The organism is Bdellovibrio bacteriovorus HD100 (assembly GCF_000196175.1).
GTDB classification, from domain to species: Bacteria; Bdellovibrionota; Bdellovibrionia; order Bdellovibrionales; family Bdellovibrionaceae; genus Bdellovibrio; species Bdellovibrio bacteriovorus.
In genome coordinates this window covers 3702476-3723250 of the sequence record NC_005363.1, presented here as the reverse complement: position 1 = coordinate 3723250, position 20775 = coordinate 3702476, and the positions used below count along the sequence as shown (strand labels likewise).

The following is a 20775-nucleotide window of genomic DNA, read 5'->3' as shown; positions in this document are numbered from 1 at the left end:
ATTCCTTTTCTTGTGAGGAACCATCCTCAAAAAACAAGGAACCAATCTAGCACTTCAGTTCAAAGAATCATCTTAAAACTAGAGACGCAGAGCATACTTTTTATGCCCCGCGTGAATTGATCTATGTGTTTGAAATTACGGAACTAACTGCTGAATGTACTGAAGCGCCTTTTCGACATTGATGCGCCCTCGAGTATTTACTTTAAACTCGTGTCCGGAAGACACGTCCACAGACTTCAAAATTGCCTCTTTAACTTGCACTGCCGTGGCCGTCGGTTTGGCACTCCAAACCAGGGCTGCGGCACCACTGACGAACGGTGCTGCCATGCTGGTTCCTTCCATGTAAGCGGTGGATCCGCCCGGCACGGTGGAAAGAATTCTTTCCCCCGGAGCCGCCACGTGCACCAGAGAAAAACCACTGTTGGACCAAGAGGTCATGAAGTCAGAAACCGAAGCAGCCGCCACTGTGATCTGATTGGCCATATTGAAGGACGCGGGGAATTCCGGATATACATCCACATCGCGCCCATCATTACCGGCAGCGACGACAACCAGAATGCCCTTTTTCTCAAGCTCTACAAAAGCGTTTCGCAAAGAGGCCACACACGGAGCTCCACCCCAGCTGGCGTTGATGATCTTGGCACCACGACTGGCAGAGTACTGCATGGCAAGAACGGCATCCCCCAAAGATCCACCGCCATCATTGGCAATGAACTGCGCGGGAATGATCTGCGCCTGAGGTGCCACACCTTCAATTGAGCCATAGCGTGAGTCGGCAGCAATGACCCCCGCCACGTGTGATCCGTGCGAGCTTGGAGTCTGATTGTTGCCTGGTTGGGAAACAAAGGCGGCACCATAATAGTCATCCACAATGCCATTTTTATCGTCATCAATTCCGTTGTTTGGGATTTCACCCGTGTTCACGGCAATGCGCGGAAGCAGCTGGGGATGGGACACATCCACGTAAGCATCCACCACGGCGACTTTCACGCCCTGACCGTAAACACCCTGGCTCCACACCGCCGGGGCGCCAATGCGCTGCTGGCCCCAGCTGTCGGTGAAGGCTGTCGCCGACACTTCGCTGGATCTTTGCAGTTGGATCACGCGATCGTAATCAACGTGTTTGATATTCTCCAATTGAGGTTTGATGAATTTTTCTTTGAATTCTTCGGCATTGGCCGCGGTTTCAGTTGTGAAACTGCCGTCTTCCCATTGCACGATGAATTTGTTTTCAAGAGCCTGACCACGACAGGCGCTGGAATCAAGCGCGCCATTTTCTGGAAAGACTGTTTCAGCGGATTTCTGGCTACAAGCTGCAAATACAAAGACGCAAGCGACCGCCGAGAGAATTTTTTGAACATCCATGTTCACTCCCTGTGCGAGCCCAACGGGTCCCATCAATGGGACGCACTACAAAGGCCCGACCGGTTAGCTCTTCGGCTATTATATGTCTTATTTTGAGGCTAAATTTCAGAAACTGGACTGGACCCTTTTGTCAGGTCCAACCCATTAGATATGAGCGATAAACTCGCGCAAAAACGAGGAGAATTGCATCTCTACCTGCTTGGCTGTCTCTGTCACTTCGTTGTGGGAAAGCTTCTGAGAGGAAATCCCTGCCGCCAAATTGGTGATGCAAGAAAGAGCCGCAACACGCAGACCCAGGTGGTTGGCTGCGATGGTTTCAGGAACCGTGCTCATGCCGACCGCTTTACCGCCAATCAGTTTCAAGTAACGAACTTCAGACGGAGTTTCATAAGTAGGACCGCTCACACCGCAGTACACACCTTTGTGATAGCGTGTACCTTGTTTCATCAAGACATCTTCCATGATCTGGATCAGGCGCTTGTCGTAAGCTTCCGTCATGTCCGGGAAACGAGGACCCAGTTCCTTGATGTTCGGACCCATCAAAGGATTCGTGCCCATCAGGTTGATGTGATCTTCGATGACCATGAAGTCACCGGCCTGCATGTTTTCACCGAAACCACCGGCAGAGTTGGTCAGAATCAAAGTTTCCACACCCAGCATCGCCAAAGTACGAGTCGGGAACACAACACTTTCCATGCTGTGGCCTTCGTAGTAGTGGTTGCGACCCTGAAGGATCGCGATGGATTGGCCGTTGATTTTACCGAAGATCAGATTTCCGGAATGTCCTTCGACAGTCGGAGGGGAGAAGTGAGGAATGTCTTTGTAAGGAATGGTCGTTTCAACTTCCACTTCTTTCACAAAAGCGCCAAGGCCCGATCCCAATACAACACCGATTTTCGGTTTTGCCGAAGTCTTGGTGCGGATGTAGGTCATGGATTCTTGTAGCTTATTGAGTACCAATTTACTCTCCCTTAATTTCTCGAGCATTAGCTCAAAGTTTTGAGTATCAAACTAGGCTTTGATGTCTTTTGCAAGGAAATTGTCATTGCTGAACGAAGCATCGGCAGAGCAGATTGCAACAGATCTTTGTCGTCGCCATGCAATGTAAAGACCGTGTCGCCGACATTCACTTCATCGCCCACTTTCACATGGAATTCGATGCCCGCAGTAGGGGCAATGATGTCTGTGGTTTGTGCACGACCGGCCTTGATCAAGATGCCCGCAACACCAATGCTTTCGGTGTGGAAACCACCCACCCAGCCGGCTTTGTCAGATTTCACCTCGATGGAATGCTTCGGTTTTGGCAGGGCCTTCAAGTTCCCACCGTGGATGGAGCAAAGTTCTTCAAACTTGGCCATCGCCTTGCCAGAAACAAGAATGTCTTCAGCAATTTTGTAGGATTCCTCTTCGTTTTTCCCCACACCCGCCAAAAGCAGCATGTGTGCAGAAAGACGCAGGCTCAGCTCGCGTGTGTCTTCGTAAAGATCGTACCCCGCAGGGCCCATGAACTTTTCATTCTTCATGATGGCCACGCATTCTTCGACTTCCACCGAGTTCCCGGCATAACGACCCAGCGGCTGATCCATATTCGTCAGCAATGCTGTGACTTTCTTGCCGTAACCTTTGGCAATCGCCATCAGGTTCACCGCCAGTTCTTCCGCCAGCACCGGGGTTTTCATGAAGGCACCGGATCCGAACTTCACATCCAGCACCAGGCCATCGATCCCTTCCGCCATTTTTTTGGACATGATTGAAGCGCAGATCAGCGGCAGGCTTTCCACCGTCGCTGTCACATCACGAAGGGCATAGATCTTTTTATCAGCCGGACAGATTTCTTTGGTCTGGCCGATGAAGCAGATTTTGTGTTTGTGAACCAGCTCGATAAATTCAGGCAAGGACTTCTGCGTGTTGAATCCTGGAATGGATTCCAGTTTGTCCAGAGTCCCACCAGTGTGGCCCAGGCCACGGCCTGAAATCATCGGCACGGGAATACCTGCAGCGGCCACGATCGGACCCAGAATCAGGCTGGTTTTATCACCCACACCACCGGTGGAGTGTTTATCCACTTTGAATTCCTTCACGGAAGAAAAATCCACAACTTCGCCGGAGTGAAGCATGGCTTTGGTCAAAGACAGAGTTTCTTCGGTGTTCATGCCACGGAAGAAGATCGCCATCAGCAATGCCGACATCTGGTAATCAGGAATCTGCCCGCGCGCATAGCCCAGGATGAATTCGCTGATTTCTTCGTATTTTAGTTCGCCGCCATTGCGTTTGATTTTAATAATTTCAGCAGGAAGAAAAGCCATTAGTAACCACCTTGTACAGAGCCGCCTTGAATAATTGTGATCCCTGAGCTTGTGCCAAGACGGGTGGCTCCAGCGTCGATCATTGATTTTGCTTGTTGGGCATCTTTGATGCCGCCGGAAGCTTTGACTTCCATGGATGAGCCCACAACGGACTTCATCAGTTTCACATCATCCACCGTGGCGCCGCCGCCACCAAAGCCGGTGGAGGTTTTTACGAAATGCGCACCGGCTTCCAAAGCCGCTTTGCACGCCAGGGTTTTGTCTTCCTGATTCAGCAAAGAAGTTTCGATGATGACTTTGACGGTGTGACCGTTGGCTGCCTGAACCACGGCTTTGATATCGTCGCGAACATAGTCCAGACGACGGTCTTTCAGTGCACCAATCTGAATGACCATGTCGATTTCCTGCGCCCCGTTGGCGATGGCGGTTTTGGTTTCAAAGGCTTTGCTGGTGGTGTCCATGGCGCCCAGCGGGAAACCCACCACGCAGCAGACTTTCACGGAAGAGTCTTTTAAAAGTTCCGCGCAGGTCTTTACATAGGACGTGTTCACGCAGACAGAGAAGAAGTTGTGCTCTTTGGCTTCCGCGCACAGCTTTTCAATCTGGGCGGTTTGGGCTTCAGGCTTTAAAAGAGTATGGTCAATGTAACGACTTAGTTGCACGGGGCACCTCAAGAATGTTTAAATTAAAAAGTTATCTCAGATCATTGCAGGAGGCAATCATGACACCACAGAAGTGGACCTCAGTTTTACTCATATCTTTGTTCCTTTTCATGTCCTCCACCTCGATGGCCCAGGCCAACCGCAGTGTGAAACGCAATGTCGCCGCCGTCCTGTTTTCCACTCTGGGCGGGGCGATTCTGGGATTAAGCACACTGTCTTTTTACGGTGAACCTCAAGAGCACACGGGCAATATCACAACGGGTGCGCTGGTGGGACTGCTAGGCGGGGTGGGGTATGTTATTTATGACTCTTCGCACCCAGCGGCGCCCCAGTATGAGTATTCCCAGAATTTGGGAATGGACTTTAAAAACCGAAGGGCCTCGGAAACTTTCGTCGCCAAGGCCCCTCCCATGATTCAGTATTCGTTTACTTTCTAGTTTAGCCCACTTTGGTGCGCGGACCGCCAGCAGGTGCGCCACCCATTCCGGTCTGCACGCTGGTGTCACCACCACCGGCCTGACCCAGGAAGGTCTTGGCGTCGGCTGCGGAAACTTTACCCTTACGAACCAGATCTTCAATGTACTTTTCAAACAGAACCATCCCTTGAGTGGCACCGGTCTGCATGGCAGATGGGATCTGGTGGACCTTACCTTCACGAACCAAGTTCGAGATGGCTTTGGTGTTTCTCATGATCTCGTAAGCCGCCACACGACCTTGTCCGTCCGCGCGGGAGAACAGCGTCTGGGCGACAACTCCGCGCAGGGATTCAGCCAGCATCGTTCGGATCTGCTGCTGTTGACCGGCAGGGAATACGTCAATGATACGATCGATGGTTTTCGCCGCACTGTTGGTGTGCAGGGTTCCGAAAACGATATGACCTGTTTCTGCGGCAGTCAGGGCCAAAGAAATCGTTTCCAAGTCACGAAGCTCACCCACCAGCAAAATATCCGGGTCTTCACGCAAGGCCGCTTTCAGGGCGTTGGCAAAACTTTTGGTGTGGCTTCCCACTTCACGCTGATTGACCAGAGACTTCAAGTTCGGGTGAACGAACTCGATCGGGTCTTCCACCGTGATGATATGGGCTTCGCGGGTCATGTTAATTTGGTGAATCATCGCCGCCAGAGTTGTGGATTTACCAGAACCCGTCGGACCGGTAACCAGAATCAGACCACGATCACAATCGATCATGTCCATCACTGCCGGAGGCAGTCCCAGTTCCTGTGCTGTTTTGATTTTTTCCGGGATGATACGCATAACGGCGCCAAGGCCTTTACGCTGCATAAAGATATTGCAACGGAAACGTCCGACACCTGACAAAGTGTAGGCGAAATCCAGTTCCCACTTTTCAACGAAAGCTTTCTTCTGCTTTTCAGAGAGAATTTCAAAAAGCAGTCCCTGCACGTCCTGATTTGTGAGCTCGCGATAGTTCAATGGAACCATGTTTCCATGCAGGCGCAAATAAGGGGCGGCTCCGCTTGTGATATGCAAGTCGGAGGCACCTTGTTCCACCATGAGTTTGAACAATTCATCAATTGTTGCCATCGTCGTCTCCTAAGGTCTCTAATTCAGTGATCTTTTCGGTCAGATATGTTTCAATATTAAATATTAATTGCTATCGGTCTTGTTTCTGGACTATTGAACTAAGACCAGCCCCGTTCAAGAGGGGTTATATTCGCCAAGGAGTCGCCTGTGTCCGCAGAAATTCTGATTAACGTTCGACCTCAAGAGACACGTGTAGCCTATGTTGACGGCGGGATCCTGACTGATTTGAAAATTGAACGAAAAACGTCCCCCACTTTGGTCGGGTCCATTCATCGCGGCACGGTGATTCGTGTGCTTCCTGGAATGCAAGCGGCGTTTGTGGATATTGGTCTGGAAAAAGCGGCGTTCCTGTATGTTGGTGATATCCGTGAAGACGTCGATGACAACTTCCTTTCAGCCGTGGATCGCGAAGAGCCGCTGGATGAAGGGGATGACGACAAACCTCTGTCCCACGCCAGTAAAACACCGATTCAGGATCTGGTGAAAGAAGGCCAGAGCATTCTGGTTCAGGTTTCCAAAGATCCGCTGGGCACCAAGGGCGCGCGTCTGACGACGCACTTGTCATTGCCAGGCCGTTTCGTGGTGTTCCTGCCCACCGTGCGCCACCTGGGAATTTCCCGTCGTATCGAAGACGAAGGGGAGCGTGAGCGCTTAAGAAAGCTGGTTCAAAAAATCAATCCTTCCGGTGGTGTGATTGTCCGAACTGCCGGGGACGGTGCTTCGGAAGAGATGTTGAAAGCCGACATCGAGTATCTGGATCGTTTGAGCAAAGAGATCTTTAAAAACTACGAAAAGAAAAAAACTCCAGGCACCTTGCACACGGAGCTGGATGTTGAACTTCGGGCCCTTCGTGACTTGATGAGTGAGGATGTCACCAGCGTATGGGTGGATGACGTCGAGATTCACAAAAAAGTCGTGAAATTCGTGTCCCAGTTCATGCCGAAGTACAAACAAAACATCGTGCTTTATGAAGAGAAAAAGCCCCTGTTTGACCTGTATGACATCGATATTGAAATTTCCCGCTCGATGGAGCGTAAGATCTGGCTGAAATCCGGTGGTTACATCGTGATTGATGAAGCCGAAGCCCTGGTGGTCATTGACGTGAACACCGGGAAGTTTGTCGGTAAAAAAGATCTGGAAGACACGATCTTAAAAACCAATCTGGAAGCGGTTCGCGAGACTGCGCACCAGCTGCGGGTGCGTAATTGCGGCGGGATCATCATCATCGACTTTATCGATATGGAAAAAGAATCCCATCGTGAAAAGGTTCTGGAGGCCTTGGCTGAAGAGCTGGCGCGCGACCGTGCCCGCACCAACATCGTTTCCATGTCCCAGCTGGGCTTGGTGGAAATGACCCGTAAACGCATCCGTCCAAGTCTGATCAAGACGTTGTGTGAACCGTGCTCTTACTGTGAGGGCAAAGGCTACATCAAACGCAAATCCACGGTGGCCAATGAAATCTTCCGTGAACTTGAGCGTGATGCCGACATGCTGATCAATAAAAAAACCAACGTGGTCATTCACTGCCACAGTGAAGTGGTCGACTGGATCTACGAAGTCGAAGGTGAAAGCCTGGAAGGCATCGAAAAGAAACTGGGCCGTTCTGTCGCGTTTAAAATCGAACCAAATTACCATCTCGAGCAGTACGAAATCTTCTTCGTATAGATGAATTGTGGAATCATTTTGGGATTGCTGGACCTTGGGCTGTTGAGCCGGGGGTCTGGTGTTCCGATAGATTCTGCATGAAACATCTTTTGATTTTTCTTTTTGGCATTCTATTTTCTTTTGTCGCTCAAGCGGAGCCGCTTTTCTGTGGTGGCAATCCTTATAAGGTGAAAGCCCTGGCGGATGTTTCCCGCAACACTTGCCTGGAGACTTTGAAATCCAAAGAGTGTCAGGATCTTTTTGCGAAGATGCGCGCCAATGGGGAAAAACCAGAGGAAAAAGCGCTGAAGTGCCATGATCAAAGTTCGCTCTCGCGCGCGGCGGAAAGCACCTGGGGTTACACCTCGGGTTGTGCGGTGGGTGGCTGGAACTTTGTGAAGGACTCTTTTGTTGCCATCGGGACGGCGATCGGTGAAGGAGCGGCGAAAGTCGCTCTGGATATGGAAGCCGAGGCGGCTGCCAATAAAGCCTGTGAAGCCGACCCCAAGGGTAAAGAAAATCTTTTCAAACAATACAACAGCACGGTGCCGAAACTTTTGCAGGTGCAGATGCCTGAAGCCTCGGTTTTAAAGCGCGCCAACTGTGCGACCGTAAAACGCATCATTAAAATGCAGGGTATGGACAAGGGCAATGCAACCCTTCGCCTTGTCATGATGAAGGGTGATAAAAACCTTTCCGCTGATGAACGGGAATATGTTCAGTGGAGTCAGAAGCAAGTGACGCCATCAAATATTGATTTGGTGGGGATGGCTAAAGCCAAACTTAAAGAGATGGGCGTGCAGATTGAGTGTTACAACTCCCAGCAAGCCGCTGCGATTGTCTGTGAAGCTGTGGCCGAGGTTGCGACGTTGGCCGGCGGACCTGCGGGGGTGGCGCTCAAAGCGGCCAAAGCCAAGAACATCATGAAACTGGCCGGCGTGGGAGCCGATGCCGGGAAGGCGTCCACCGCCTCCCGAACTGTGGCTTCGGCGGCGGAATTGGAAAAGGCCGCCAAGCTGTCTAATATAGAGCGCGTGACCGCGGCGGAAAAATCCCTGGGTCGATCTTTAAGTGAAGCAGAAAAAAAGGCGCTGATCTCGGCCCATGAAGTGGGCAAGGGGACCGGCCGGGGTTACGGAACCTATTCGAAGACGGATCTCAGCGACAAAGCTAATATATTGAAGAACGCCGGTTTCAAAGCTGAAGAGCGTGATCTATTAATGCGTCAGGGATTGGCCGGAAGCCTGTCAGATACCAAAGCGGCCCGGGACTTTGCCAACAAGGCCCGCTTGGAAGCTGACAAGCTTCGTGTGTCTGGCAATATCTCTGAATCTACAAATAGTTACCGCAAGGCGTCTGACTCTTATGAAGTCTTTATGAATGATGCAAAAGCGGCCAAATCTTCGCGGGATTATTGGGTGGGGGCGAAGATGAATGCCTCCGCCGAAAGATACGATAAGGCTGCGGAATACTTCATCAAAACAGAGCAGGCCACCAGCCGGTCGGACGTCAAAGCCCAGAACATCTTTGATGCCCTCAACCGCGAAAAAGATGAGTTGCGCGTTATTGCTGCCCGAAATCCTGCCAGCAAGTCCGCCCAGAAAAATTATCAAGATCATAAAAAGCTGATTGAAGCGGTGGTGAATAGTAAGAACCTGCAGCTTGGGGATGCCTGGAAACGGGAACTTCTGAAGCCCTGAGTTAAGCTAAGGTGCTGAAAATATGGGCTTTTATTTGGCACCTAGACCTCGCTAACTTTTTCCAAAAATATTTGCATTTGAGGGGGGTTAAAGCTAACCTCTCTTTCTCTCGTAAAAAGCTGAAAAAAATAGCATGTATTAGGTTGACAAAGCCTAGTGCAAAGTGGCATTTACCATTGGCTTAATTCGGGTAGCTGGAGGTATTACATGTACGCGATTATTCGTACTGGCGGGAAACAATATAAAGTTCAAGCTGGTGACGTAGTTCAGGTTGATAAACTTGAACAAGCACTTGGTGCAGAGTTTGAAATCAACGAAGTTTTGATGGTTGGTGGTGAGTCCACTGCTGTTGGTCAACCTCTTGTTAAAGGTGCGAAAGTAACTGTTGTTGTTACTAAACAAGCTAAGACAAGAAAAGAGATCGTCTTCAAAAAGAAGCGTCGTCAAGGTTACAGAAAGTTCGCAACTCACAAACAAGAGTTCACCGAACTATTTGTGAAAGCAATTTCCTTCGATGGAAAAACTGCTAAATCTGATGAAGCAGCAACTGTTGTTGACGTGAAAGCAGTTCGTGCTGAAAAAGCACAAGCTCGCGTGGCAGCTCGTAAAGAGCGCGCAGCGAACAAAGGTCCTGCAGAAGTTGTTAAAAAAGCAGCTAAAAAAGTAGCGAAGAAAAAAGTTGCGAAAAAAGCAGTTAAAAAGACTGTGAAAAAAGCGACTAAAACTGGCGCGAAGAAAAAAGCAGCTAAAAAAACTTCTAAGAAAGCTTAATTAATTTTATTTCGTAAGAGAGGTTCGTCATGGCAAGTAAGAAGGCCGGTGGTAGTACAAAGAACGGTCGTGATTCACAGAGTAAACGACTGGGTGTAAAAAGATTTGGTGGCGAGAAAGTTCTTCCAGGAACTATCATCGTTCGTCAACGTGGCACTAAGTTCCACTTGGGTAACAACGTAAAAATGGGTCGCGACTACACTATCTATTCTGTAGTTGAAGGTCTTGTTAAATTTGAGCGTTTCTCCAAAGAGCGTTTCAAAGTTAGCGTTTATCCTAAAGCTGTTTAATCAGTCTTAAGATAAACCGATACATTTTTTCACAAATGGAAAAGGAGCCATCCCATGGCTCCTTTTTTGTTGTATAGACAGTCAGTTATGAAATTCATCGATGAAGTCAGTATCTCTTTAGCTTCGGGACGTGGCGGCCCGGGTTGTGTCAGTTTTCGCCGCGAGTCTATGCAAGCCCGTGGCGGCCCAGACGGGGGCAACGGTGGTAAGGGCGGTGATGTTATCATCCGCACCTCACGTCATATCAATTCTCTTGTAGATATTAGACAAAATAAAAGATACGCCGCTCAATCCGGAAGGATGGGTGAGGGTCGTCAGAAGTCCGGCATGGATGGCGAAGACCTGATCCTTATTGTTCCTCAGGGCACTGTATTCCGTAACATGGATGGTGAAATCATCATCGATATGACCGGAATTTCCGAACACACCCTGCTTAAAGGCGGTCGTGGCGGAAAAGGAAATGAATTTTTCAAAAACAGTGTGAATCAGGCTCCTGAGCACGCGCAACCCGGCGAAGAAGGTCAGGAAATTGAAGTTCGTCTGGAACTAAAACTGATTGCGGATGTGGGTATCGTTGGATTCCCGAACGCGGGTAAGTCCACTTTGATCTCGCGCATCTCTGCAGCACGACCAAAAATTGCGGATTATCCGTTTACAACCCTGACTCCGAATCTGGGAGTTGTGAAGGCCGGGGATTATTCCTCGTTCGTGGTTGCGGATATTCCGGGACTGGTGAAAGGCGCACACGCGGGTGTGGGTCTGGGCATTCAGTTCTTGAAACACATTGAGCGGACACGTCTGTTCATCCATCTGGTTGATGCATCCGGAATGTCAGGTCGTGATCCTTTAGAGGATTATACGGATATTAATAACGAACTTAAGATGTACGATGAAAACAACCAGGACAAAGAGGGTTTCTTCCCTCTATCCACGCGTCCGCAGTTGGTTGTTTTGAACAAAATCGACACCTTGAGTGAATCTCAGCTGACGAAGCTGAAAAAGCAGTTCAAAGAAGCCAGCGGCAGTGAGCCGTTTGCGATTTCTGCGGTGACTGGCAAAAACATCAAAGAATTTGTTCAGGAACTGGCTCGTCAGATCTTGAAAGAGGAAGAAGAATAATGAAAATAGGTATTTTCGGAGGCAGTTTCAACCCTCCACACATGGGTCACATCAACGCCATTCAAACCGTGGCGAAAAAAGCCGGCTTGGGCAAAGTTCACATCATTCCTGCGGCTCAGAATCCTCTGAAAACCCCGGTGGAAGGTCCAACGCCTGAACAGCGTGTGGAGCTGACTCGTCTGGCATTTGCCCAGTACGGTGAAACTTACTTCGTGGACGATCAGGAAATCAAACGCGGTGGCATGAGCTACACGATTGATACCGTGATGAATCTGCGCAAATCCTACGATGCCAACGACCTGTATCTGGTCGTGGGTGCTGACAAGTTTGAGGAGCTGGCTCAGTGGAAGGACTATCAAAAGATCCTGACTGAGGCGAATCTGATTGTCACAACCCGCCCGGGTTACGACATGCCGGAATCCTTGGAAGAGATGCCGGGATTCCTGAAGCCTTTGGTGGCGGAATTTGATTTCAACTTTATTGAGCTGAACACCGGCCGCAACATCCAGTTCATCACTTTGCGTGATGTGGAAGTTTCCTCCAGCGAAGTTCGTAAATGGCTTCGTTCCGGCAAACCGGTGGAAAAATACCTGCCGTTGTCTGTTGAATCCTATATCAAGGAAAACAAACTTTACCGCAATCTGGGCGACCGTATCGGTGACTATACCAAGTTCACTGAATTCTGCGCCAATGTTCTGTTTGCGAAAAAAGGCATCAACGTTCGTGGTTTCGACCTGACTCAGATGTCGGCACCCAGTGAATACACTCTGATCGCTTCCGGTACTTCCACCCGTCATGCGGCGGCGATGGCAGAAAACATCGTGATGGCCGTGAAAGAGGAATACAACGTGCACCCGCAAAGCATCGAGGGTGTGGACGAGGGCCGCTGGGTTCTGGTCGACTACGGTTCTTTGATCATCCACGTCTTCTACGACTTCGTTCGCCAGGAATACAATCTGGAAAACCTGTGGAGAGAAGGCAAAGACATGGGATTGAAAGATCCTTATGTTGGCAAGGGTGATCAGTAATCATGAAGTTCATTTTGTACAACCTCGCGACGGCCAAAGAGCCCTGGGCGGACGAGGTCAGCGAGTTGTACAAGAAGAAGATCTCCTTCTTCATTCCCTTTGATATCCAATCCTTAAAAGCGAAAAAGTCCGCGCGTGAAGATGCGGACTTCAAGCGCAACGAAGAATCCGAATTGATCCTCAAAAATATCAACAGTGATGACTATGTCGTGCTCTTTGACGAGCGCGGTTCGGTGCTGGATTCGATTCAATTTTCAAAAAAAGTGGAAAACATTCTGGGAAGCTCCAAGAAGCGCGCGATTTTCATTATTGGCGGTGCTTTCGGAGTCAATGAAGAGGTCCGCAAGCGTGCGGACCTGAAGGTGGCTTTGTCGCCGATGGTGATGAATCATCTGATGGCCCAGGCAATGAGCTTAGAGCAAATCTACCGGGCCTTTACGATCATCAAAAAAATCCCGTATCACAATATCTAGAGCCAAGGTGGCTCGTTACCCAGTTCTTTCTCCGGATCGCGATCCAGATCCAACAGACGGTTCCATTCAAGGCTCAGGAAATTCTTTTGTTCCGAGATGGCTTCTTGTTCAGACAGAGCGCGTGGATTCAGGCAGTCTGAGCCCGGATCAAATGTTTTGTGAGAGCAGATGGTGTACTGCACCTGGCTTTTTTCGCCACCCACGGCCTTGTTCCATTCAACCAAAGTCACCGGTTTTTCCGGATTGATAGCCGGGTCAAAGACGTAAACTTCGTTACCTACTCGGTAGGTTACGGCCACGTGATACCACCAGGAAACAGAGCCACCCGGGGCGTTCTGGGTCGGAGCGTACAGGTTCCCGAAAACAAAAATCTTTTTAGGTGTGGTGAACTGGTGTTCCACCAGCTCGGTAGCGGCCAGTTCCGCACGGGCATAACAGCCATCGTCCGGATACATCCAGGTCAGGCGGCGGGCAAAAGGTTCGGCATCGGCAATAAAGCGGGTGTCACGCACGTATTTGAATTCCCGTTCCAGATCCGCGTAAGAACCCACATCCGGGATGTCCTGAATGTTCAGCTCTTTCATGGGTTTTTTCATGCGATCAGGATAGCTGCCGCGACCAAAGAGTTCCCACACCGGAGTGCTGCGCTGGCGAGCCGCCTCAAAAGATTCACCGGAATGGCGGATGGAAGAAAGACCGGCCACGGCCGTGGCGGAAGCAGACAGAATCATCAATGAAACGAAAAGTGCCCTCATAAACCCCTCACTCTTTCGGTTCTAGGCCTGCTGTCAGGGACTGTCAAAGAATTTGCAGTGACGCGAAAGAATGAATTCCTTGTTGAAAATGCTTAAAGAGCGACTGTCCGCCTGTCTGCACTGCGGATCATTGGAGGTGGAGAGGGCGGGGATGTGTGTTCCCTGTCATGAAGTGTTGAACCACTATCCCCATCAACGCCGCCGCAGGCAGGAGTGGCTGCGGGCGCTGTATTCGTGGAATCCCGGGGAAAGTGATCTGCTGTCAGCGCTGGTCCTGAGTTTAAAGGGCCGGCACAACAAACAGGGCTGGCAGCACTTTGCGCAGATGATGGTGCAGCAGCATGTGCCGGACCTGCCCGCCGGACGAAGACTGCACTTTGTTCCCGCACCGTCGAAGTCCGGTGCTGAAGATCATGCCTCGCTTTTTGCCAGAGCGCTGGCAGCTCACATGGGGGGAGTCTACTTTCCCTGTTTGCGCAAAGCCACTTCAGGGAAGCAGCGCCGGGCCGACCGCGGGGAGCGGGCCTTGATCGCGATGGAACTGGTTGAAAAAAATACAGAGCTGTCCAAAAACTCGACAGACATCCTCTGGATCTTTGTCGACGACGTCCTTACAACGGGCTCTACAGCGCGCGCCGCCCGGCTGGCGCTCGGGAGTCCCCCTCACTTTGAAGTTTGGGTCTTGGCTGAGAGGGGCCTCTCTTGCGGAGCGTCCACGGATATGCTACAAAACCCGCATGCTTAGATCGACTCTTTCCCTGGTCCTGACATTCCTGTTTTCTCTGAGTGCTATGGCGGCCGTCACAGGCAACGGCGCTCTTCAGAAAGTCGCGAAAAAATACCGCACCACAAAGCTTGTGGAAATGAATGTGGAAAAGACTGTGAAGTCTGAACTGCTTGGCAAAGAAACCAAGTACGACGGCAAAATCTATCTGGCCAACGGAAAGTTCCGCTGGGAAAACACCAAGCCGGAAGAAACGCTGCTGGTGTTCGATGGTAAAACCATCTGGAGCGTGCAGGTGCCACCAAAAGAATTTGGCGGGGCCGTGCAGGTGGCAAAAGGTGTCGTCGACAAAAAGACCAAGTCCCACATTCTGATTTCTTCTTTGCTGGGTGAGGATCTGAACAAAAACTTCAAGATCCTGAAAGAGGAAAAAGACGGGGAGCTGGTCAACATCGAAGTGCAGCCGCTCAATGGCGGCCTGACCGTGAAGTCCCTGAAGCTGACAGTGAAGCCCAAGGACAACACGCTGCAGACGATTTCCTACTTGGATGATATCGGAAACCTGACCACCATGAAGTTTTCCGATGTGAAGTTCCTGAAAAAAGAAAATAAGAAACTGTTCAAATATCAACCGCCAAAAGATGCACAGGTAACCGACCTATGAAACAAGAGACTGCTCAAAACAAAAAAGTTCACTTTATCTCTCTGGGTTGCCCGAAGAATCTTGTCGACAGCGAAATCATGGCCGGCACTTTGATGAAAGACGGCTATGAGGTTGTGGGTGAGGCGGATCAGGCCGACACGGTCATCGTGAACACCTGTGGTTTCATCGAGGACTCCAAAAAAGAATCCATTCAGCGCATTCTGGACATGAGTGACCTGAAGCAGGAAGGCAAAATCAAAAAGGTTGTTGTCGCGGGTTGCCTGACCCAGCGTTATAAAGACGACCTGGTGGAAGGTTTGCCGGAAGCGGATTTATTCGTGGGCTCTGGTGAGTTCCAGAACATTGCGAAAATCCTGAAAAACTCTGATGAAGGTGAAAAACAGAAGACCTTCTTCAACCTGCCAACTTATCTGCAGGAAGAAGCGACTCCGCGAGTGAACTCCCAGCCGGGTCACCGTGCGTATTTGAAAATCTCTGAAGGCTGCATGAAGCGTTGTGCGTTCTGCGCGATCCCTTTGATCCGTGGCAACCTGCAGTCCCGCTCCATCGATGCGATCGTGGCCGAAGCAAAATTGCTGGTTGCTGGCGGCGTGAAAGAGCTGATCATCATCAGCCACGATTTCACAGATTATGGTTTTGATATCCGTCGTAAAGATCCAACTCGCAAAGAAAGCCCGGTGGAGCTGTTGAAAGCTCTGGATCAGGTGGAAGGCCTGCAGTGGATCCGTTTGATGTATCTGTATCCAGATGGCATCACACAAGAGATGGTTCAGGTTATCAAAAACAGCACCAAGATCGTGAAGTACTTCGACATGCCTTTGCAGCACGTGAACGATCAGGTTCTGAAATCCATGAACCGCAAAATGACCCGTGACGAAATCGAAACGGCACTGATGAACATCCGTGAACATCTGCCGGAAGCAGTGATCCGCACGCAGTTCATCGTGGGCTTCCCGGGTGAAACCCAGGAGCAGTTCGAAGAGCTTCTGAATTTCGTGGCTGAACAGCAGTTCGACCGCGTGGGTTGCTTCAAATACTCTCCGGAAGAAAACACTCCGGGCGGTCGCATGGAAAACCAGATCGACGAGGAAACAAAACAATACCGTCACGATGCTTTGATGGAAGTTCAGCAGAACATCTCCCGTGAAAAGCACAGCGACTTTGTCGGTAAAACTTTGCAGGTGATCGTGGAAGGCTTCTCAGAGGAAACCGACCTGCTGTTGCAGGGCCGTTTCTGGGGTCAGGCTCCGGATATCGACGGTGTGGTTCTGATCAATGACGGTCAGGCTCAGGTCGGCGACATGGTGAAAGTTCATATCACCGACAACATGGAATACGATCTCATCGGTGAGATCGTGGTTGAAAACTAGAACGTACAGTTTTCCGAGGCCTGTTCAAACTGGTCGGTCCATTTGTTATTTTTTGCGTTTCTTAAAACTGTCGTGGCTCTTCTAAAGGCCACGGCATTTTTTTTGTCAAATTTGCAGGCGTTCTTGTATGCCATCAGCGAAATTTCGTACTTGCGGAGCTCAAACGACGTGGTGGCAAGCCCCAGCCACGAGCGTCCCGCCTGGGCATCGGCCTCTGTGCCGGATTTAAACACCTTCATCGCCTCGATATAGTTTTTCTGCTCTTCTAGCAGGGCGCCATAATGGTATTGCGCCAGTTCTGATTTAGGGAAGTCGCCAGCGGCCTTTTTAAGGGTTTTTACCGCGATGGCATCTTCCCCCAGGGCCTTGTAGGAAAGTCCCAGGTAAACGTAAGCGTCGGCGATTTTAGGGTCTTTCTGAATGGCCTCCTTGCAGGACTGCACCGCGGGCTCGTAAGTGCCGTCGCGGGTGTTGATCTCGCAAAGCTTTCTTAAGTACTGCGGGCGTGGACCGATGTTTTGCACCATGTCCTGCAACAGAATACGCAGTTCATAGAGGTTCGGAGTGTCACGCTTTTCGTAAAGCGAGATCAGTCCGTCGTACGCCGGCTCATACTTGGCATTGAGTTCGATGGACTTTTTGTAGGCTTCCATCGCATCTTTGGTTTTGCGCTGAAGGGTGTGGGCGTTCCCCATCAGGTTGTAAGCCTCAAAGTCTTTTTCGTCCTTACCCAGAAGCACGTTCAGCGAACGGATCATTTCCGTTGGCTCTTTGCGCTTTTCATGGGATCTGGCCAGGATCAAAAGTCCGCGGCGGTCGATTTTGTCGACGTGTTTCCACAAAAGCAGGGTGATCTTTTCGTACTCTTCTTTTTTGTAAAGTTCTTCCGCCAGATCCACAATCAGGCGTGCGTTTTTGGGGCTGGCGCGGATTTCTTTCTTCAGGCGTTCGATTTTTTGGTCCGGGGTTTCTTCAGCCGGAGCTGCTGTCACGGGGGCCGCAACGGCTTCAGGTTTCGGCACCGTCACGGCGGTCTTTTCCGGAGCGGCCGGAGTGGCCGGGACTGCAGGAGCTTCGACTTTCGGAGTTTCCACTTTCGGTGCCGTCACCGTGGGTTTATTCACAGTCGGCTTGCTGATGGTGGGAGCGGTGGGTTTTACGACCGGAGCAGGCGGAGTCGCTGCCGGTTTCATCTCGTCTTCAAAGAGAGAGAACTCGTCTTTGGTCTGCTCTGCCGCTAAGGCTTGAGGAGGAACGATGTCCAGAAATGAGACAAAAGCCAAGAACACAGTAAATATGAGTCGATTGAAATTCAGTCCATTGGGCATATGCTGTATTATGACCTAAATGCTCTTACGAGTGAAGAAATCTCAACTTACATCTGGACTACCCAGCGAGCGAGGTCAGGCCGCGCTCGAGTATGTCCTTATGCTCGTGATCATTGTCGCATTACTGATCGGGCTGACGTCTCAAATTATCAAACCCATGGACGCCTTCATCAAAAACTACATGGGCTCTTACGTGCAATGTTTGCTGGAAATGGGTGAACTTCCTTCGATCGGAAGCGAAGACACCGCCGTGGAAGATGAAGGTTGTAATGCCCGATTCCAGGCTGGAACGTGGGCGAACGGCCGTCCGCCCAATGGAAGTGGCAGTGGGGGTTCCAGCGGCAGTGGTTCGGGGTCCAACAAAGACGGATCGGGCAGCGGCTCGGGCAGTGATGGCAGCAGCGGCAGTGGTGGTGGCGGCTCCAGTGGAGGAACCTATGCCGGATCCCAGTCCCGCGGGGGCAGTCGTTTTATGAATCGTGGGCGTCGTCCGTCTTCGGGCGTGGAATCCGGAGGGGGCGCGCAAGGAAAGGTCGTTGAAATCGCTTTGGAGGGCGGCGGCAGCGGCGGATTCTTCCGCGGCAGCAGTGGCGGCAGCTATGGCCTTCGTCCCGGCAAAACCAGATCTGTGGCGATTTCGGGACTGACCGAAATGGAACGAAAAAAACTGGAAAAAAAGGCAAACGGTGAAGGAAAAGCATCGATTGTAACCGGGGAATCCCTGACTCCGCCGGTGAAAAAGCTTGCGGTGAAAAAGCCGCCGGTCAAAACCTTTGAAAAAGAGGAAGAACCGTTCACCATTGGAAATTTTATAAGAATTCTGTTCATCGTCGCCATCATTCTGGCCCTGGTTGTGTTCCTGGGTGGTCAGGCATTGCAAATGTCGAAGAGTTTTGAAAAATAGTCTGCGTCGCGTTTAGAAATTCTTCATAGAAATTCTTAAGTTGTCTGTCATGTCGTTAATTTCTTGAAACAGTACATGCTTTAAAGGATACAGCCTATCTGTTCAGTGATGGGGGAGTTCCTTTGGAAAATGTGATTGAGATCAATCGCAGTAAAACGTTCAGCTTGGATGAAGCGCGCCGCTTGCTTCCCGTCATTTATCGTATGACGGAAGAGGCCTGCCGTGAGGTGAAACAGCACCTGAACCGCATCGATGCCTATTCCGACAAAAGCCACCCGTCAGTGGCGGTTATTGAAACACAGATCAACTCTGTTATTGACCGCTGGCAGGTTAAAATCGAAAAGCTGGGCGGCGAGCCCAAGGGCCTGTGGATGGCTGATTTTGACAATGGGGATGGTTACTATTGCTGGAAGTATCCAGAAGTTGAAATTAATCACTGGCACGGCTACCAAGATGGCTTTTCTGGGCGTATAACGATTGAATGAGAATCGCCGTCGCCCAAATAAATCCAGTTCTTGCTGACTTTCAGTTTAACAAAGAAAAAATCCTCGATTTCGTCAACCAGGCCGTTCAAAGAAAATGTGATCTGGTTGTCTTCCCTGAATGCACCCTGTTTGGTTATCACCCGTTTGATCTTCTGGAGCGTGAAAAGCTCGTCGCCAAACAAGAAGCTGAATTCAAAGACCTGATCAAAAAACTTCCAAAAAATATCGGCGTGATCATGGGCCTGATCACCAGAAACCCGGCCAAAAAAGGGCGTCCTTATTTCAACAGTGCCGCTTTGATTGCCAAGGGTGAGAAACCGCGCTTCTTCCACAAACAGCTTCTGCCGACCGGCGACGTGTTTGATGAAGCGCGCTTCATTGAATCCGGGGACGTTTCAAAAAACTATTTCAAATGGAAAGGGAAGAAGTTCTTCCTGACCATCTGTGAAGACATCTGGGCCTGGCCGGATGCCAAGGGAAATTCCCCTTACCGGGAAAACCCTCTGGCCAAAGTGAAAAAACAAAAAATCGACATGGTCATCAATCTGAGCGCTTCGCCTTACTTTGTGGGTAAGATGAAGCAGCGTGAATACGTCACACAAAAAACGGCGGCGTATTTCAACGCTCCGATCATGTACGTGAATCTGGTGGGTGCGCAGGATGAAATCATCTTTGATGGCGGCAGCTTCGTGCTGGATAAAAAAGGCAAAAAACTTCTGACCTGCCAGCAGTTCAGTGAAGACATCAACGTGATTGACCTTAACACCCTGGAAGTCTGGAACAAGAATCCCAAACTTGAAGCCATCGAAGAACTTCGCCGGGCGCTGGTTTTGGGAATCCGTGATTTCTGTGAAAAGACCGGCATCAAGAAAGTTCATCTGGGCTTAAGCGGCGGGATTGATTCTGCGGTCGTGGCCGTTTTGGCGGTGGATGCCCTGGGGCCTGCGAATGTTGTGGGTGTGGGGTTGCCGGGTCCGTTCAATGCTCCACAAAGTCTGACTTTGGCAAAAGATCTGGCTTCCAATATGGGTGTGGATTTCAAAACTGTCGAAATCGGTCCGATGTATGAATCTGTGCTGAAGGCTTTGAACAAGGGCCTGGGGCTGGAGGGTTTCAGTATCGTGAATGAAAATCTGCAGGCGCGTTTGCGTGGTCTGACTTTGATGGCCTGGTCCAACAAGGAAAACAGCATGCTGCTGACGACCGGGAACAAGAGTGAATATGCCTCGGGCTATTCCACGTTGTACGGGGACATGTGCGGTGGTTTGGCGCCATTGGGTGATCTGACCAAAGCGCAAGTTTATGCTCTGGCCAGATACTATAACAAACAAGGTGAAGTGATCCCTCAAGAGATCATTGATCGTCCACCATCGGCGGAACTTCGTCCGAACCAAAAAGATCAGGACTCTTTGCCTGAGTACGATGATTTGGACAAGGCTGTGACTTATTTGGTGGAAAAATCAGGTCCGGCGAAATCAGCGACCGAAAAATGGCTGTTGCCTGTTTTGATGCGCACGGAATTCAAGCGCTGGCAGGCGCCGCCGATACTGAAAGTGTCGCAGCACTCGTTCGGTCGTGGCCGAAGATATCCGGTGGCTCACCGGGCGCGGGAAATCTAGAAACTAAAAAGCCCCTTTGCAGGGGC

The 20775-nt window shown here is 50.4% G+C and carries 21 protein-coding genes; 14 read left to right on the top strand and 7 right to left on the bottom strand.

The features are described 5' to 3' along the window. Positions 1-135 precede the first annotated feature (135 nt). The 4 genes from BD_RS17655 to deoC form a co-directional block, all read right to left on the bottom strand. Positions 136-1365, bottom strand: coding sequence for a S8 family peptidase (locus BD_RS17655; protein ID WP_011166157.1), 1230 nt, complete (start codon positions 1363-1365; stop codon positions 136-138). Between the two features lie 144 nt (positions 1366-1509). Then, positions 1510-2352, bottom strand: a complete 843-nt coding sequence (locus tag BD_RS17650) for a purine-nucleoside phosphorylase (protein ID WP_011166156.1) — start codon at positions 2350-2352, stop codon at positions 1510-1512. Next, positions 2352-3671: a thymidine phosphorylase gene (locus BD_RS17645; protein ID WP_011166155.1), complete on the bottom strand. Its 1320-nt coding sequence runs from the start codon at positions 3669-3671 to the stop codon at positions 2352-2354. The genes BD_RS17650 and BD_RS17645 overlap by 1 nt, the downstream gene beginning before the upstream one ends. Next, the gene (gene deoC / locus BD_RS17640) at positions 3671-4333 is read right to left on the bottom strand and encodes a deoxyribose-phosphate aldolase (RefSeq protein WP_011166154.1); all 663 of its coding nucleotides are present in this window, start codon (positions 4331-4333) and stop codon (positions 3671-3673) included. Before deoC ends, BD_RS17645 begins: the two co-directional genes overlap by 1 nt. Before the next feature lie 59 nt (positions 4334-4392). Between deoC and BD_RS17635 the strand changes: the two genes are divergently transcribed. Beyond that, positions 4393-4770 carry a hypothetical protein gene (locus tag BD_RS17635; protein WP_226987857.1) on the top strand — a complete coding sequence of 126 codons (378 nt, stop codon included), beginning with the start codon at positions 4393-4395 and terminating at the stop codon, positions 4768-4770. A gap of 1 nt (position 4771) precedes the next feature. Here BD_RS17635 and BD_RS17630 read toward each other — a convergent pair whose 3' ends face one another. Beyond that, on the bottom strand, positions 4772-5875 hold the full coding sequence (locus tag BD_RS17630) for a type IV pilus twitching motility protein PilT (protein ID WP_011166152.1): 1104 nt from the start codon (positions 5873-5875) through the stop codon (positions 4772-4774). Positions 5876-6022: 147 nt separating this feature from the next. On the opposite strand from BD_RS17630, the gene BD_RS17625 reads away from it, so the two are divergent. The 7 genes from BD_RS17625 to BD_RS17595 all read left to right on the top strand — a co-directional run bounded on the left by BD_RS17625 (position 6023) and on the right by BD_RS17595 (position 12900). Beyond that, a complete protein-coding gene (locus tag BD_RS17625; protein ID WP_011166151.1) occupies positions 6023-7540 on the top strand; it encodes an Rne/Rng family ribonuclease in 1518 nt (505 codons plus the stop codon). 77 nt (positions 7541-7617) lie between these two features. Beyond that, entirely contained in the window at positions 7618-9219 is a 1602-nt protein-coding gene (locus tag BD_RS17620) for a hypothetical protein (RefSeq protein ID WP_144313886.1), read from the top strand. 207 nt (positions 9220-9426) lie between these two features. Beyond that, a complete protein-coding gene (rplU, locus tag BD_RS17615) occupies positions 9427-9990 on the top strand; it encodes a 50S ribosomal protein L21 (RefSeq protein WP_038450368.1) in 564 nt (187 codons plus the stop codon). A 29-nt stretch (positions 9991-10019) separates the two neighbouring features. Next, positions 10020-10280, top strand: a complete 261-nt coding sequence (gene rpmA / locus BD_RS17610) for a 50S ribosomal protein L27 (RefSeq protein ID WP_011166148.1) — start codon at positions 10020-10022, stop codon at positions 10278-10280. 87 nt (positions 10281-10367) lie between these two features. Further along, a complete protein-coding gene (gene obgE, locus BD_RS17605; protein WP_011166147.1) occupies positions 10368-11399 on the top strand; it encodes a GTPase ObgE in 1032 nt (343 codons plus the stop codon). Further along, positions 11399-12427, top strand: coding sequence for a nicotinate (nicotinamide) nucleotide adenylyltransferase (nadD, locus tag BD_RS17600; RefSeq protein ID WP_011166146.1), 1029 nt, complete (start codon positions 11399-11401; stop codon positions 12425-12427). Before obgE ends, nadD begins: the two co-directional genes overlap by 1 nt. A 2-nt stretch (positions 12428-12429) precedes the next feature. Beyond that, positions 12430-12900, top strand: coding sequence for a 23S rRNA (pseudouridine(1915)-N(3))-methyltransferase RlmH (locus tag BD_RS17595; RefSeq protein ID WP_011166145.1), 471 nt, complete (start codon positions 12430-12432; stop codon positions 12898-12900). Here the strand turns inward: BD_RS17595 and BD_RS17590 are convergent. Beyond that, positions 12897-13655: a protein-glutamine glutaminase family protein gene (locus BD_RS17590; protein WP_011166144.1), complete on the bottom strand. Its 759-nt coding sequence runs from the start codon at positions 13653-13655 to the stop codon at positions 12897-12899. The genes BD_RS17595 and BD_RS17590 overlap by 4 nt on opposite strands. A gap of 151 nt (positions 13656-13806) precedes the next feature. Here BD_RS17590 and BD_RS17585 point away from each other — a divergent pair, with 151 nt between their 5' ends. Genes BD_RS17585 through rimO form a run of 3 tightly spaced genes read left to right on the top strand, consistent with a single transcriptional unit; the run spans position 13807 to position 16413 of the window. Continuing rightward, the gene (locus BD_RS17585; RefSeq protein WP_144313885.1) at positions 13807-14400 is read left to right on the top strand and encodes a ComF family protein; all 594 of its coding nucleotides are present in this window, start codon (positions 13807-13809) and stop codon (positions 14398-14400) included. After that, positions 14393-15043, top strand: a complete 651-nt coding sequence (locus BD_RS17580; RefSeq protein ID WP_011166142.1) for a LolA family protein — start codon at positions 14393-14395, stop codon at positions 15041-15043. Before BD_RS17585 ends, BD_RS17580 begins: the two co-directional genes overlap by 8 nt. Continuing rightward, complete coding sequence (rimO, locus tag BD_RS17575; RefSeq protein ID WP_011166141.1) at positions 15040-16413, top strand: 30S ribosomal protein S12 methylthiotransferase RimO; 1374 nt, start codon at positions 15040-15042, stop codon at positions 16411-16413. The genes BD_RS17580 and rimO overlap by 4 nt, the downstream gene beginning before the upstream one ends. On the opposite strand, the gene BD_RS17570 is transcribed toward rimO, so the two are convergent. Beyond that, positions 16410-17741, bottom strand: a complete 1332-nt coding sequence (locus BD_RS17570; RefSeq protein ID WP_011166140.1) for a tetratricopeptide repeat protein — start codon at positions 17739-17741, stop codon at positions 16410-16412. The two genes, rimO and BD_RS17570, sit on opposite strands and share 4 nt — an antisense overlap. A gap of 100 nt (positions 17742-17841) precedes the next feature. Between BD_RS17570 and BD_RS17565 the strand changes: the two genes are divergently transcribed. The 3 genes from BD_RS17565 to BD_RS17555 all read left to right on the top strand — a co-directional run bounded on the left by BD_RS17565 (position 17842) and on the right by BD_RS17555 (position 20749). Continuing rightward, positions 17842-18645 carry a hypothetical protein gene (locus BD_RS17565; protein WP_231839223.1) on the top strand — a complete coding sequence of 268 codons (804 nt, stop codon included), beginning with the start codon at positions 17842-17844 and terminating at the stop codon, positions 18643-18645. A 131-nt stretch (positions 18646-18776) separates the two neighbouring features. Beyond that, entirely contained in the window at positions 18777-19130 is a 354-nt protein-coding gene (locus tag BD_RS17560) for a DUF2203 domain-containing protein (RefSeq protein WP_226988197.1), read from the top strand. Continuing rightward, on the top strand, positions 19127-20749 hold the full coding sequence (locus tag BD_RS17555; protein ID WP_011166137.1) for an NAD+ synthase: 1623 nt from the start codon (positions 19127-19129) through the stop codon (positions 20747-20749). The genes BD_RS17560 and BD_RS17555 overlap by 4 nt, the downstream gene beginning before the upstream one ends. Positions 20750-20775: the final 26 nt, after the last annotated feature.

What these genes read in the sequence shown, in the direction of transcription:
- BD_RS17655 (WP_011166157.1), bottom strand. Translation starts at nt 1,365, where the DNA reads ATGGATGTTCAAAAAATTCTCTCGGCGGTCGCTTGCGTCTTTGTATTT.
- BD_RS17650 (WP_011166156.1), bottom strand. Translation starts at nt 2,352, where the DNA reads ATGCTCGAGAAATTAAGGGAGAGTAAATTGGTACTCAATAAGCTACAA.
- BD_RS17645 (WP_011166155.1), bottom strand. Translation starts at nt 3,671, where the DNA reads ATGGCTTTTCTTCCTGCTGAAATTATTAAAATCAAACGCAATGGCGGC.
- BD_RS17635 (WP_226987857.1), top strand. Translation starts at nt 4,393, where the DNA reads ATGACACCACAGAAGTGGACCTCAGTTTTACTCATATCTTTGTTCCTT.
- BD_RS17630 (WP_011166152.1), bottom strand. Translation starts at nt 5,875, where the DNA reads ATGGCAACAATTGATGAATTGTTCAAACTCATGGTGGAACAAGGTGCC.
- BD_RS17620 (WP_144313886.1), top strand. Translation starts at nt 7,618, where the DNA reads ATGAAACATCTTTTGATTTTTCTTTTTGGCATTCTATTTTCTTTTGTC.
- rplU (WP_038450368.1), top strand. Translation starts at nt 9,427, where the DNA reads ATGTACGCGATTATTCGTACTGGCGGGAAACAATATAAAGTTCAAGCT.
- rpmA (WP_011166148.1), top strand. Translation starts at nt 10,020, where the DNA reads ATGGCAAGTAAGAAGGCCGGTGGTAGTACAAAGAACGGTCGTGATTCA.
- obgE (WP_011166147.1), top strand. Translation starts at nt 10,368, where the DNA reads ATGAAATTCATCGATGAAGTCAGTATCTCTTTAGCTTCGGGACGTGGC.
- nadD (WP_011166146.1), top strand. Translation starts at nt 11,399, where the DNA reads ATGAAAATAGGTATTTTCGGAGGCAGTTTCAACCCTCCACACATGGGT.
- BD_RS17595 (WP_011166145.1), top strand. Translation starts at nt 12,430, where the DNA reads ATGAAGTTCATTTTGTACAACCTCGCGACGGCCAAAGAGCCCTGGGCG.
- BD_RS17590 (WP_011166144.1), bottom strand. Translation starts at nt 13,655, where the DNA reads ATGAGGGCACTTTTCGTTTCATTGATGATTCTGTCTGCTTCCGCCACG.
- BD_RS17585 (WP_144313885.1), top strand. Translation starts at nt 13,807, where the DNA reads ATGTGTGTTCCCTGTCATGAAGTGTTGAACCACTATCCCCATCAACGC.
- BD_RS17580 (WP_011166142.1), top strand. Translation starts at nt 14,393, where the DNA reads ATGCTTAGATCGACTCTTTCCCTGGTCCTGACATTCCTGTTTTCTCTG.
- rimO (WP_011166141.1), top strand. Translation starts at nt 15,040, where the DNA reads ATGAAACAAGAGACTGCTCAAAACAAAAAAGTTCACTTTATCTCTCTG.
- BD_RS17570 (WP_011166140.1), bottom strand. Translation starts at nt 17,741, where the DNA reads ATGCCCAATGGACTGAATTTCAATCGACTCATATTTACTGTGTTCTTG.
- BD_RS17565 (WP_231839223.1), top strand. Translation starts at nt 17,842, where the DNA reads ATGCTCGTGATCATTGTCGCATTACTGATCGGGCTGACGTCTCAAATT.
- BD_RS17555 (WP_011166137.1), top strand. Translation starts at nt 19,127, where the DNA reads ATGAGAATCGCCGTCGCCCAAATAAATCCAGTTCTTGCTGACTTTCAG.